Origin of the sequence: Pseudoalteromonas sp. HF66 (assembly GCF_011806445.1) — a bacterium.
GTDB lineage: Bacteria > Pseudomonadota > Gammaproteobacteria > Enterobacterales > Alteromonadaceae > Pseudoalteromonas > Pseudoalteromonas apostichopi.
The window spans coordinates 43,563-55,881 of sequence record NZ_JAATOU010000005.1; the positions used below are offsets into that span (position 1 = coordinate 43,563).

General features: G+C 41.4%; 11 protein-coding genes. 5 read left to right on the forward strand and 6 right to left on the reverse strand.

Going from position 1 to position 12,319, the window contains the following annotated elements; translation table 11 throughout:
- Positions 1–19: 19 nt before the first annotated feature.
- From HCZ11_RS07005 to HCZ11_RS07020, 4 genes are all read left to right on the forward strand, one after another.
- Complete coding sequence (locus HCZ11_RS07005; RefSeq protein ID WP_167658012.1) at positions 20–397, forward strand: DP-EP family protein; 378 nt, start codon at positions 20–22, stop codon at positions 395–397.
- A 150-nt stretch (positions 398–547) separates the two neighbouring features.
- Positions 548–1,528 (forward strand): sensor domain-containing diguanylate cyclase, encoded by a 981-nt coding sequence (locus HCZ11_RS07010; protein WP_244926727.1) that lies wholly within the window; start codon positions 548–550, stop codon positions 1,526–1,528.
- A 136-nt stretch (positions 1,529–1,664) separates the two neighbouring features.
- Entirely contained in the window at positions 1,665–4,184 is a 2,520-nt protein-coding gene (locus HCZ11_RS07015; protein WP_167658013.1) for a TonB-dependent siderophore receptor, read from the forward strand.
- 142 nt (positions 4,185–4,326) lie between these two features.
- The gene (locus tag HCZ11_RS07020) at positions 4,327–4,875 is read left to right on the forward strand and encodes a hypothetical protein (RefSeq protein WP_167658014.1); all 549 of its coding nucleotides are present in this window, start codon (positions 4,327–4,329) and stop codon (positions 4,873–4,875) included.
- Here the strand turns inward: HCZ11_RS07020 and HCZ11_RS07025 are convergent.
- From HCZ11_RS07025 to HCZ11_RS07035, 3 genes are all read right to left on the reverse strand, one after another.
- Positions 4,872–5,777, reverse strand: a complete 906-nt coding sequence (locus tag HCZ11_RS07025; RefSeq protein WP_167658015.1) for a lipopolysaccharide assembly protein LapB — start codon at positions 5,775–5,777, stop codon at positions 4,872–4,874. The two genes, HCZ11_RS07020 and HCZ11_RS07025, sit on opposite strands and share 4 nt — an antisense overlap.
- 67 nt (positions 5,778–5,844) lie before the next feature.
- Positions 5,845–6,021: a hypothetical protein gene (locus HCZ11_RS07030; protein WP_167658016.1), complete on the reverse strand. Its 177-nt coding sequence runs from the start codon at positions 6,019–6,021 to the stop codon at positions 5,845–5,847.
- Positions 6,022–6,149: 128 nt separating this feature from the next.
- On the reverse strand, positions 6,150–7,793 hold the full coding sequence (locus HCZ11_RS07035; protein WP_167658017.1) for an amidohydrolase family protein: 1,644 nt from the start codon (positions 7,791–7,793) through the stop codon (positions 6,150–6,152).
- A 107-nt stretch (positions 7,794–7,900) separates the two neighbouring features.
- On the opposite strand from HCZ11_RS07035, the gene HCZ11_RS07040 reads away from it, so the two are divergent.
- Positions 7,901–8,800, forward strand: a complete 900-nt coding sequence (locus HCZ11_RS07040) for a LysR family transcriptional regulator (RefSeq protein ID WP_167658018.1) — start codon at positions 7,901–7,903, stop codon at positions 8,798–8,800.
- Here HCZ11_RS07040 and HCZ11_RS07045 read toward each other — a convergent pair.
- From HCZ11_RS07045 to HCZ11_RS07055, 3 genes are all read right to left on the reverse strand, one after another.
- Positions 8,797–10,149, reverse strand: coding sequence for a magnesium transporter (locus HCZ11_RS07045; protein WP_167658019.1), 1,353 nt, complete (start codon positions 10,147–10,149; stop codon positions 8,797–8,799). The genes HCZ11_RS07040 and HCZ11_RS07045 overlap by 4 nt on opposite strands.
- A 150-nt stretch (positions 10,150–10,299) precedes the next feature.
- The gene (locus tag HCZ11_RS07050) at positions 10,300–11,298 is read right to left on the reverse strand and encodes an AraC family transcriptional regulator (RefSeq protein WP_130050936.1); all 999 of its coding nucleotides are present in this window, start codon (positions 11,296–11,298) and stop codon (positions 10,300–10,302) included.
- On the reverse strand, positions 11,282–12,199 hold the full coding sequence (locus tag HCZ11_RS07055; RefSeq protein WP_167658020.1) for a GGDEF domain-containing protein: 918 nt from the start codon (positions 12,197–12,199) through the stop codon (positions 11,282–11,284). Before HCZ11_RS07055 ends, HCZ11_RS07050 begins: the two co-directional genes overlap by 17 nt.
- Positions 12,200–12,319 lie beyond the last annotated feature (120 nt).

The window sequence follows — 12,319 nt, forward strand, 5'->3', positions numbered from 1 at the left end:
CAACTAGAAGGTAATAACAATGAGCGAAAGTCAAACTTACAACTTTACAGTGAATGTTACACTTAACACTGAAAATGAAGCTTTATTCACATACTTCCAAGACGGTCAGCAAGTTTCTGGTGGCGGTACTGTCAATGAAAGAAACAGCCTAGGTATTTATACACTTGATGACGCAACTGTTGATGCTGGCTTTCAATTTACAGGTGCTAAATTTGCAAACCTTGAGGGTGATTGCGAGCAAGACTTTAGCTTTAAAGTCACTAATAATGGTCAAACAATTGAAATAGCGGATACTGATGAAAATAGCGGCACTGCGTGTATGATTTTCATCGTGGAGTGCAATGGCACAAGCTATGAAAGTGCCGACCCGCAAGTAAAAAATGATAAAGAAGACTAAAGACCTCTCGTAAAAAGCTCCTTCTTAGGAGCTTTTTTACATTACAAAACAACAAATTAAAACCAGAAGATTACCAGAAGGTTAATTTGCACTTTTTTAAGTAACTTTATAGACACCAAAATCGTTTGCATCGGCAAAAAGGAAACGAACGTGTCTACTAATAAAAATGAACAACCAAGCACTGCAAAACCAGAAGCGAAAAACGCACTACCGCAGTCTATCAATTCAGAGCAACTTGCACTGATTGCCCAAATGTTTCAGAACATTCCTGAGGGAGTGTTTATCATTAATGGTCAAGGCACGTTTGAATTTGCAAATCCGATGGCGGCACAGCTTTTAGGTGACAATCAAGAAGCGTTAATCGGGCAAAACATTTTACATTACCTACACGACACCGATCGTGATAAATACATGTATACCCTACTCAGTTGGTTAGACCATAAAGACTCGCCGATAAGTCTTGGGCCAAACGAAGTTAAAATAAACCGCGCTGATAATAAAACCCTTGAGGCGGATTTATGTATATCGAGCCTGCCAAAAAACATTGCCGTTGCAGAAAATTTATTTATTTGTGTATTACATGATTTATCATCACATAAAGAACAATATAATCGTTTAATTAAACAGGCTACCACTGACCATTTAACCGGCCTTGCAAATAGATTAACTCTTGAGGAATCATTAAAAGAGCATTGGCAAGAAAGCGTACAAACCAACCAAGCCATTAGCACTATATTAATCGACATCGATTACTTTAAATTATTCAACGACCGATTTGGTCATGTAAAAGGCGATAAATGCTTACAAAAAGTAGCAAGTATAATCGCAGAATCACTCCCTTCTCGCGATTGTTTAGCAGCCCGTTATGGTGGTGAAGAATTCGCCATTATATTACCCCGCTGTCAAAAAGACACGGCCGCCGCCATTGCTAAACATATTCAAATAAAAGTAAATAACATGCCATTTACTGATATAGGTTTACCGAGTGATTTTAGAATAAGTGTAAGCCAAGGAATTGCCTGTGAGTTTAATAATCAATATCGTACTTCAGAGGCATTAATTTGTGCAGCAGATACTGCTTTATACCGAGCAAAAACAGAAGGTAGAAATAAAATAAGCATTAGCGCGTAAACACATAATTAACAACATGAAAAACTAATTAACAAGTCGCGTTAGTTACACATATACTATACTTTTATGTTATTTGTTTGTTCCCATTATGCGTTTTACACTGCGCTAAAATAGATAAGTCAGATGGGAATCAAAAATGGCATTATTCAAAAAATTACCTTTGCAACTTGCAATCGCAAGTACGCTTGCTGCATCAGTGACTGCAATCGCTGCTGAGCAACCTGCTGAAAATACAGCAAAAGATATTGAAGTTATTTCAGTGACGGGCACACGTCGTAGTTTACGTAGCCTATCTGAAAGTACTGTTCCGGTTGATTTATTAACAAGCCGCGATTTAGCAAGCACAGGTCAGCTTGAAATTAGCCAAGTACTTGCCTCTCAATTACCTAGTTTTAACTACCCTAGCGCCACCATTGCTGATGGTACTGACCACGCAAAACCTGCCGTATTACGTGGCCTTGCCCCTGATCACACACTGGTATTAGTCAACGGTAAACGCCGCCATGCGGGTGCCCTATTAAATTTAGGTGGCACAGTGGGTCGTGGCTCAACGGCGGTTGATTTAAATAATATTCCTACCTCAGCAATTAAGCGCGTAGAAGTACTGCGTGATGGCGCTGCCGCGCAATATGGTTCTGACGCGATTGCTGGTGTAATTAACATTGTACTAAAAGATGCCGATGAAGGCGGTAGTGTAAGCTACACATACGGTGAGTACGACACTCAAATGGCAGGCTCTCCTCAGCTACTAAACACTACAACTGATAGCGAAGGCAACCTAAGCTTTGAAACTGGCAGCGACCGTGAAGTAAACGACGGCATTTCGCGCACAGCAAGTGCTAATGCGGGCTTTGCGCTGGGCGATAACGGTTTTATTAACGTGTCGATTGAGTCACGCAATAACGAGCCAACAAACCGCTCTGGTTTTGATGCACGTGAGCAATATAGCCGTGATGAGAATGGCAACTTAGATTCGCGCGAATTTGACTTTGACCGCTATAACCACCGCTTTGGTAAAGCCGCTATCGAAGACTTCGCGCTTTTTTATAACTTAGGTTATGAGTTTGATAACTCACTATCGCTTTACTCATTTGCAAGTTACTCAAACCGTAAAGGTAATTCAGGTGGTTTTTATCGTCGTGCGAAAGACTCTCGTAACTTACCTGAAGTATATCCTGACGGTTTCTTACCACAAATTGATACCGACGTAGATGACTACTCATTTGCGATTGGTCTAAATGGCGAAACTAATGATTGGGCTTGGGATGTAAGCACTAATTATGGTCGTAATGACTTTGGTTTAGGTGTTAGCAATAGTTTAAACACTTCAATGGGCGTAAATAGCCCAACAGAGTTTGATAACGGTGCGCTTGTGTACGAGCAATACCTAGTGAACATGGATGCTAGCAACACGCTAGACTTAGGTTTACCTGATGATGTGTTTGTCACCATTGGTGCTGAGTATCGTCACGAAAACTACCAAATTAAAGCAGGTGAAACAGCCTCTTACCTAACTGTATTAGATGACGATGGCAACCCTGTTGCTGCCGGTGGTGCACAAGTTTTAGCAGGCTTTTCACCTGACAGTGCAACCGATAAAAGCCGCCATAATGTCGCTATTTTTGCTGAGTTTGATACCTACCTTACAAGCGACTGGAATGTGGTTCTCGCTGGCCGCTTTGAAGATTACAGTGACTTTGGTAGTACTTTTACATCAAAACTGGCTTCTCGTTACAGCGTGAATGAATCATTGTCTCTACGTGGTGCTATTAGTACTGGATTTAGAGCGCCATCACTTGCACAAACGTCTTACAAATCGGTAAGCACGGTATTTGAAAATGGTATTCCAAGTGAAGTTGGTTTGTTCCCTGTTGATGAACCTGCGGCGCGTGCACTGGGTGCTCGTGACCTTGATGCAGAAGAATCAGTCAACATGACTGCGGGCTTTATCTTTACCCAAGGTGGTTTTAGCTTAACCCTTGATGCATATCGCATTGAAATAGACGACCGTATTGTATTATCTGAAAACTTAAGTGGCCCAGAAGTTGAAGCGATTTTAGCCGAAGCAGGCGAAGTAAATACACAGCGTGTTCGTTACTTTACTAATGCCATTGATTCACGTACACAAGGTGTTGATATTGTTGCGACTTACTCATTAGGCTTAGAAAGCTATGGTGATTTACGCTTAAGTGCAGCGGTTAACTTTAACGACACCGAAGTGACGAATGTTAAAGAAAATCCAGCAGAGCTAGAAGCCCTTGGTGATAGCTACGAGTATTTCTCTCGTCGCGAAATCACCCGCTTTGAAAAAGGCACACCAGCCGATAAATGGAACCTATCTGCAACATGGGATTATGAAAACTTCCAAACTACATTACGAGCAACTCGTTATGGTGAAGTGGTGGATACATCAAGCACACCTGAAGGTGATGAAGTACTTGATGCTAAATGGATTGCTGACTTAGAAGTGGCTTACCGCCCTGATGAGCAGTGGAAGTTCGCATTAGGCGCTAATAACCTGTTTGATCAGTATCCTCAAGATACTGTAAGTAATATTGGTTATAGCGATTTCAACCAAATTTTCCCTTATAGTGGCTTTGCGCCATACAGCTTAGATGGCCGTTTTATTTACGGTAACATCACTTATAGCTTCTAAAAAAAAGCGGTGATGACCTAGGTCATCACCGCTAGCTTCTGAAACTATAATCTCAAAAATAATTAAAAAAATTTTCGGATAGATAAACTATATGCAAACTTGTTGCGACTAACTAAATAACATAACCCATTAGGACATCATTATGAATTTAGTACGCATCAGCGCAAGTGCACTCTTAATCACAGCCACTACTGCCTGTATTGGCCTCTCAAATGCCAGTACAACAAGCAACCAAAACGATTATCGTGTTATTACTTTTAAAGATTGCAAAAAGGTAAGCGAAAGCACCCTCAATAACGAACAGATTGCTGCATACCTAGAGCTTGAACGTGAGCAGGTAAAACTAGAAGCGCTAGAACAACCAATTAGTGACATAGAACTACAAGTCACTGAGTACTCTGAGCAAATAGAAGCGATCACCGAAGAAGCAGTTATTGAAGACGAGAACCACCTGCGAATTAATAAAAGCTTATTAAAAGAGCAAGATAAGCTGGCTAAAGAACTAAATAAACTTATGGCCGCTCATGATGCTGATTTTAAAGCACTAGAACAGCAAGCAAAGTTAATCGAACATGCCGCTAAACAATTTGATAAAACAATGAAGCCTTTGATGGAACAAGGTGAGTCAACCCATCTACAAATTTTAGCGCCGGGTGAAGACGAAAAACCTGGGTGTTTTTACAATATCTAAAGTACATTAGCGAGATGTGCATAAAGTTTCGCATGTGATTGCCGAATGTCTTCTTTATGCACTTGCTTAAACCATTTTAATGCTTGATCTTGCTTTCCTGCTTGCCAATTGATTTCAGCTAAGCGTAACTTATAAATAGCTATCACATTTCGATCTGAGTCTGAATTCATGTACTTAAGAGACTGTACATAAACTTCATCTGCTTGAGCATAATTCGCCAAAAGTTGATGGGTGCGAGCTAAGTTACCTAAAGCCACAGAGATTTTGCGGTTATGATTGGTTTTTAAAATCCAATCGGCTGCGATTTTTCGGTTTGCAAGCGCACCGTCTACATCACCTAATGAGTGAAAAACATTCGCTTTATTCGACGCAAGTTCAAAGTGAAAAATAGGATCTTTGCTTTTGCCAAAGCGGCGCTCTGCCCTATCAAGAATTTGCAGTGCTGTTTCCTTGTTACCAAACACATATTGCAAATTAGCCAGCTCGACCATGCGCATAGGGTTACCAAAGGAGTCGAAGATTGCTTGCAGTTTTTCAAATGCTTTTTTGGCATATTTACGGCCTGTTTCAAAGTCGCCTAAATAATGCATTGATTTTGCGTAGTAAAAGTAAACTTGAACTTGAAAAACGACTGGTAACTCTTCACTCGCAACAAAAGGCTCAGTGCTATCTTTCAAAATCTCATATTCCATCTTATCGTAGAAATAATCAAACTGATAAGATTTAATCTCATACCAATGCGCAGAGCCAAGCTCACTGCTTGCAAGCTGTTGGTTAATGTAATCTAAGCAACTAATTTGTGACTGTTGCCCACAAAACATTTCATGATCACTAAAGTTTTCAGAGGCGCTGGCATTAAGACTAGATAATCCTAGTAATAACAAAGCTAACTTTTTCTTCATTCACAACTTTCTCAGTGATAATTCACTCAGAAAACTAACAAAATTTAATACTTTATAACAGTATTTTTTAATTAAATTGATAATTGTAACCAAATACTAGGTTTTGATCTGAGCCATAATCACTGTCTTCTGTTGCGGCAAATACCTTGAAACTTTGTTTTTTATCAAATTGATAACTTGCACCAATGGCAGCGAAATAACCTGAATAATCATTAGAGCCTACAGAATAAGCTGCGGCTGCCATTACTGTCCATTTTTCGGACAATGATCTTTAATTAGTAAAGCCTCTTTACCTAACTCTGCATTCCTTTTATCTAACTACAATCAGGTATATAAAGTTAGGTTAAGAGTATATAGTTTTCCTGTGCATCACTACAACGCAGCGATACACTCCACCTCAACCTTTGCGCCCAGTGCTAAGCCACTGGCTGCAAATGCGCTTCTAGCAGGTAATTTAGTAAAAAATGGCGTGTAGGCTTGATTGGCTAAAGGCCAGTCTTGTATATCTGCCAACATAAGGGTGCATTTAACAACATCGTTAAAATCTAAATTGTGATCTTGCAAAACAAAGCCAATGTTTTTCATCGCCTGCGTCATTTGGGTGCTGATGTCATTGCCAGCCAAAGCCATAGTGGTTGGCAAGTTGCCTAATTGCCCCGATAAAAATAATAACCCCGCCGCTTCACGGGCCATCACAAACGGTAATTTTTCATTATCACCCAAGTGGATAAATTGACCATTTTTAATAACATGAACAATGTTTTGGCTATTGGTAATCTCGTTACTTGGATCTCTGCTAAGCACTACAAGATTCGCCGTTTTACCTGCCTTTATCGAACCTGTTTTTTTCTCAATGCCAATCACTTTTGCACCATTAATGGTTGCAGCCTGTAGAGCTTCTAAAGGCGTTAAACCTGCCCGTTCAACTAATAACTGCATTTCATGGTGGACCATAGGCGTTTCAGTATTAAACCTGTCACTAGTCACATCGGTACCTGCTGCTATAGCCACACCTGCTTGATGAGCCAACTGTGTAAACAGCCCGCCCCACTCATTGAGCAATAACCCTTTTTCACCACGAGAGGCTTTGGTTTTATCAAATACCGTTAGGGTCGAGTCTAGAATAGTGCCCTTTTTTTTCATCTGCTTTATTAATGTTTGATAAGCTTCTAGTTGCTTTGCATCGCTTTTTTGCTGTTCTGTTAAGGCAACATTTTTACGGCGCATATCATAGAAATTTTCAATAACTTGCGCAGCAAAATCAGCAGCATGCGAAATTGTTTCAACCCCACCATTAACCGCTTCAAGCGGAGTTGCTGGGCCAATAAAAGCATGCGACCACACCTTAAGGCCATGTTTTTTAGCAGCTTTTGATAACTTTGCTACCACTGACCCTGGCACATTTGCATAAATTTTGATGCCGGTTGCCCCCAGCCCTTTGCTACGCAGCATAATGGCATCAAAGTCACTGTTTTCATCAACGGCTCGCATCCAATCCACAGTGCCCGGGATTTCACCTTTTGCAGAGGCGACTGTGCGGGGGTCAGAAAAGAACGCTTTACCACCAATAATCACAGAATAATAAATATCCGGTGATTGAATAATATCGTTATCGGCTCGTCTTTTAAGTGAGCTCAAAGCGCGGGTATCGCCGCCCATATCGCGCACACTTGTCACACCACCCTGTAAAAGCTGACGCAAGCGAGTGCGCGTGATTTCATCGTTATCTGAATCATCAGGTGATGTAGCATGGTGCACATGCGTATCGATTAAACCGGGTATTACATACTTACCTGCTAAATCGATTTTAATGACATCGTCGGCAAAGCGACGATAGCTTGCAGGAACAATTTGTTTGATTTTGTCATCTTCTATGATGATGGTTTGTGCTTCATTAACCGACAGTGCTTCCACGTCGATTAGATTAACATTTTGTAATGCAATGGTTTGAGCCACCACCGACGACGATAAACCCAATGCAATGCTGGCAAGTAATGTGTTGATACCCGATTTCATGATCACCTCTTATTCTTGTTTTAGCTATCAACTTACACCTGAATTGCTTGGTTTTACATCTCACAAAAGTTTATAGTGTATAAACTTATAGTTTAAAAATAATAACAATGAACAAACTAGAAGCCGTCAGAGCCTTGTGCTTAGTCGCTGAATATCAGAGCTTTACTCAAGCTGCTAAGCAAATGCAGCTCTCTACCACCATGGTTAGCCGCTATGTAAAACAGTTAGAGCAAAACTTAGGCTGCTTGCTGTTAAAGCGGAACACCCGCAAAGTGTGTTTAACCGATGCAGGCCAGAGTTATGTACTGCAAATGAAGCCTTTACTTAATAAATTTAATGAAGTTGATGAAGAGCTTAGTGCGCTTAGCCAAGTGCCTAGCGGCAAGCTTGCTATTTCAACTAGTATAGAGTTTGGCTGTCAATATTTAGCACCTTTAGTCAGTCAATATCAGTGCGCTTTTCCCGGTGTGAAATTAGATATTGTACTGTCTAATACGCCTGTTGATTTATTTGATAGCCAAATTGACTTAGCATTTAGAATTGCCCCTTCATTACCAGATGCCAGCCACATAGCGCAAACTGTTTGCCACTCATCATTATCTTTGTGGGCAAGCCCTGCATATTTAAAAAACCATGGCGCTCCAAAAGATATAGCAGCCTTATCTGAGCATAGATTACTGTTTTTCAACCATCATATTCGTAATGAACAATGGATATTTTGGGTAGATGGCCAGCATGTTTGCCGCAAGTTTAATTGGGCAATGACCTCAAATAATGGTCGATTTTTAAATGAAGCAGCGGCGGCCGGTGATGGGATAATTCAAGCACCCCGTTATTCAGTAGCCCCGTTTATAAAATCAGGTCAATTAGTTGAAGTGTTAGCAGAGCACACTTTAAAACCATTAACGATTGCTGCGGTTTATCCACATAGGTATGCGCTGTCAAATCGAGTTAAAACATTTGTTGAGCTGGCTAAACAGTATTTTAGCCAGCATCCGATCCCTTAAAGAAGTAGCAAGCTACCTAAACCTAGGAAGGTGACAAAGCCGACGATGTCGGTGACTGTGGTAAGGATCACAGAGCCAGAAAGGGCTGGATCGATTTTAAGCTTATCTAAAATCGATGGGATCACTACTCCTGATAACGAAGCAGCAACTAAGTTAAGTAAGATAGCGATAGTAATGGTCACACTTAACATGCCATCGTTGAACCAGAAATAAGTGAGTACACCAATTACAAAGGCCCAAACACAGCCATTTAGCGCGCCCACTCTAAGCTCTTTTTTCAACAGCGCTCTACGGTTGGAGTCGGTAACCTGACCAAGCGCTAAACCGCGCACAATCACCGTTAACGTCTGACTACCCGCAATACCTCCCATAGAAGCGACAACAGGCATTAGTACCGCCAGCGCAACCACTTGTTCGATAGTTGCACCAAACAAACCGATAAACCAAGAGGCTAAAAATGCCGTTGCTAGGTTAATACCAAGCCAAATACCGCGGTTTTTTGCCGACTTAGTGACGCTTGAGAACAGATCCTCGTCTTCACGTAGACCACCGGCTTTTGCAGCGGCTTCGTCGGTGACTTCTTGACGCAATTCATAAGCTGATGACACTGATAATCGGCCTAATAGTTTGTTGTCGGCATTCACAACTGGCATCGCCATTTGTTCACTATGAATAACCACTTCAGCCGCTTCGTATAGGTCGTCATCAGCATGCAATGCCGACACATCAAGGTTCGCGTAATCCAGCAGGCTGTCGCTATCATTGGCTTTAAATAACGCATTAATTGCCACTTCACCAATGAGAGTGCCCTTACGGCTGACTAGATAAATCACCTCGGTATACTGCGGTAAACCTTTTTGAAAAATTTTACGCGCGCCAGCCACGGTGAGTTTTTCTGACACTTTTAGCGCATCAAAATCGAGCCAGTGACCTAACTGCTCTGGATTATATTGCTGTGCAAGGTCGTACTGCTTTGTTTGAACTTCATCAAGTTGTCTGCGTGCATAATCAACAAAGCGCTCAGGAATAATTTCTTCAAGTTCAAGTAGCTCTTCTACACTGACTTCGTCAAGTAGCTTAAAGCCAGCGGCTTCTTCTAGACTTTGCAATAACCAGCGGCAACTATCCCCCCCTAAGTTAATGAAGATTTCATGCTGGGTATCTTCATCAAGTAATTGCCAAATTTCTAAGCGCTGCTCTTTGGGTAACGCTTCAAACAATAACGATAAATGCTCGGTAGAAAGCTTTTCTTTAGCATCAGCAAGTAACTTATTTTTGCGCGTTGTGGTGTCACACTGAAGCAAGTCATCAATTAACTGGGGAAGTTGGTCAACAGGATACTCAATCATTTGAGACCTCGGTTAATTACATCAATAACAATAGTCTAACGCAGCTTGAGAAAAATAACTGCCTAGGAATTGATATATTTTTATCTACACTTCATCCGTAATAAAGATGTACATAAAACCTTTTCTCCCTAAGTAGAGAATAAAAAATAATTACCCCTTTAATTGACTTGGCGTAAGCCCAGTCCAGCGTTTAAACGCTCGTCTGAAATTAGCAATATCATAAAATGATAAGCGCATGGCGACTTGCTCATTGCACTGCTCACGCATGGCAAGCAGGTAAATCGCTTTACGCTTACTTTGCTCATCATACAAAGTAGAAAAACGCACGCCATGAGCTTTTAGTTTACGCTTGAAAGTTGCGGGGCTCATGGCAAATTGACTGGCTACTTGTTCTAAATTTAAGGCCGGATTTTGATAAATTAACCGGCTTACTGCTTCCACAAAAGTGCTGTTGGCAGAACTTAATGCCGCTAGTTGCGAGTTAATTTGTGAAAACCTAAAGCTACTAAACGCCGGATTAGTAAGCCTAAGCGCTTGTTTATTCAAAATCCAACGAGTTATTGGCTTTTCAAAGGCGACTTTAAGGCCTAAATGTTGTTCGTATTCTTGGCTATGTCTGGCTCGTTTGTAGGCAAATTCGAACTGACAAGGTACCCGCTCACCCGCCACTTTTTTAAGGATTTGATAAAAAGCGGCGCTGTAAATCTCCATAACATACTGGCTTATTTCATCATCCAAACCTACTGCGTTTTGCAGCACAATGTAATACTGCTCGTTATGTACATAACTATAACTAAATAACAAAGGTGCCAGTTGCATGCGCAAATTGTGTAACTGCTTTAAAGCTTGCCCAATATGCTCTGCATGTAACACGCCTTGGGCGGCAACAGAGGTATCGTTTGCTAGTTGACTGCCTAATAAAAAGCCGCTGTCGGCTGATTTCATCAATTGCTTAAACTGCGTTAATAAGCGCACTTGCTGCGAGATACTAAACTGATGCTGCACACTCATTAAGTCTTGCTCAAACACCCCTGTGCCTCTGAGTAACTTATGCAGTGCAATGCCGCGGCTTAAGGCCAGCTCCACCAGCGTGGTGATCAGTCCCTGTGCGGTGAGGTATTTGTCATCTTGATTAAGATACGGCTTCACAATGGCTGACTCTTTGTTGTTTTTGTTGTTGTAACTTAGCGTGTAAACGCGAGCTTAAACTTTGTGGCGTATCGCCTTGAACACTACCTACTAAGGCCGCTGTTACATCTTGAAACTTAGCGTTTTTTTCGCCTTCGACCTTAAATGCACAATGGTTCAGCGCCGAGGTAATTTGCGCCAGCAGTTCTTTCGCTTGTACTGCGCTGGTATTTGGCATCAGCACCATAAAGCAGTCTCCCGCGTAGCGGCACACTACATCGGTAAGACGGCAATTCATCAATAAAAGCTCGCTCACTTCACCTAGTAAGCGGTCGCCTTCGATAAAGCCAAATTCAGCGTTAAAATCAGCAAAACCGCGAATATCAATGGCGGCCAATTGCAACGGTTGTGGTTCATTTAACTGCTCTTTTAATACCGCTTGTAAATAATCAGCCTTATAAAGTCCGGTGATTGAGCACACTAATTCATGCTCGCGATGCTGTGCTTCACGGCGCTTTAACTGCCTGTTAAGTACGTATTGTTCTTGGTGCCATTGATACAAGCCAAGGCTTGTGAAAATCATGCCAATCGGCGCAGGCAATGATTCTATCCATGTGAGCCATGTATTGGTGGGTTGATGTAACCACTCATCAAATAAATCGAGGGAAGCTGAAAACATAAAAAGCCCAAGCCCAAGCACTAAAAAGCTTGTTACTTTCCCAGGCGGTCTTGAAATAAGCAGTGCAGCTATCCAAGTGAGTGTCATCAGTACAATGCCACCCTCGCCTAAAATATCTAACCAAGCTATATCCGCAAGAGGCTTTAATTCTCCTGCTTGCGCGCTTAGCAAAAACGCAATCACAAACAGAGCAATGACTGCATTGGTTAAAAATCGATGATGAGTAAAAGGGTTAAATCGCATTTTAGATACCTAACAATAATTCACGCTGCCATGCTAACCCGTTAGCGTTTTAAGCAGCAGGGTCATATTAGCTCAATGATGTGACAGCAAAACGACAGTCAAACCTTATTAAACCCCTTA

What these genes read in the sequence shown, in the direction of transcription:
- HCZ11_RS07040 (WP_167658018.1), top strand. Translation starts at nt 7,901, where the DNA reads ATGAACAAACTAGAAGCCGTCAGAGCCTTGTGCTTAGTCGCTGAATAT.
- HCZ11_RS07005 (WP_167658012.1), top strand. Translation starts at nt 20, where the DNA reads ATGAGCGAAAGTCAAACTTACAACTTTACAGTGAATGTTACACTTAAC.
- HCZ11_RS07025 (WP_167658015.1), bottom strand. Translation starts at nt 5,777, where the DNA reads ATGAAGAAAAAGTTAGCTTTGTTATTACTAGGATTATCTAGTCTTAAT.
- HCZ11_RS07015 (WP_167658013.1), top strand. Translation starts at nt 1,665, where the DNA reads ATGGCATTATTCAAAAAATTACCTTTGCAACTTGCAATCGCAAGTACG.
- HCZ11_RS07045 (WP_167658019.1), bottom strand. Translation starts at nt 10,149, where the DNA reads ATGATTGAGTATCCTGTTGACCAACTTCCCCAGTTAATTGATGACTTG.
- HCZ11_RS07030 (WP_167658016.1), bottom strand. Translation starts at nt 6,021, where the DNA reads ATGGCAGCCGCAGCTTATTCTGTAGGCTCTAATGATTATTCAGGTTAT.
- HCZ11_RS07020 (WP_167658014.1), top strand. Translation starts at nt 4,327, where the DNA reads ATGAATTTAGTACGCATCAGCGCAAGTGCACTCTTAATCACAGCCACT.
- HCZ11_RS07035 (WP_167658017.1), bottom strand. Translation starts at nt 7,793, where the DNA reads ATGAAATCGGGTATCAACACATTACTTGCCAGCATTGCATTGGGTTTA.
- HCZ11_RS07055 (WP_167658020.1), bottom strand. Translation starts at nt 12,199, where the DNA reads ATGCGATTTAACCCTTTTACTCATCATCGATTTTTAACCAATGCAGTC.